1 pseudogene is annotated in these 435 nt (G+C 63.2%); it reads right to left on the reverse strand.

The features are described 5' to 3' along the window. Positions 1–435: pseudogene (locus CWO89_RS45220) on the reverse strand (phosphomannomutase/phosphoglucomutase); the annotation flags it as partial.

Raw genomic sequence — 435 nt, forward strand, 5'->3', positions numbered from 1 at the left:
GCCGCCGGCCTTGTTGTTGAAGCTGGCGCCGAGCACGATCTCCTTCAATCGCGTCATCTCGTCGGGGCCGAAGGTCAGCGGGCGATTGGCGCCCATCTTGACCCCGGTCCAGCCATTGTCGTTGTGGGAGGCGGTCACCATCGCGACGCAGGGCACGTCGAGGTCGAACTGCGCGAAATAGGCCATTGGCGTCACCGCCAGCCCGATGTCGTGCACCTTGCAGCCCGCAGCCATCAACCCGGAGATCAACGCATATTTGATCGAGGCGGAATAGCTGCGGAAATCGTGGCCGGTCACGATCTCCTGCTTGACCCCGAGTTCCGCGATCAGCGCGCCGAGCCCCATGCCCAGCGCCTGCACGCCCATCAAATTGATTTCCTTGCCGAACAGCCAGCGCGCGTCATATTCGCGAAACCCGGTCGGCTTCACCATCGG

The organism is Bradyrhizobium sp. Leo170, assembly GCF_004296405.1.
GTDB lineage: Bacteria > Pseudomonadota > Alphaproteobacteria > Rhizobiales > Xanthobacteraceae > Bradyrhizobium.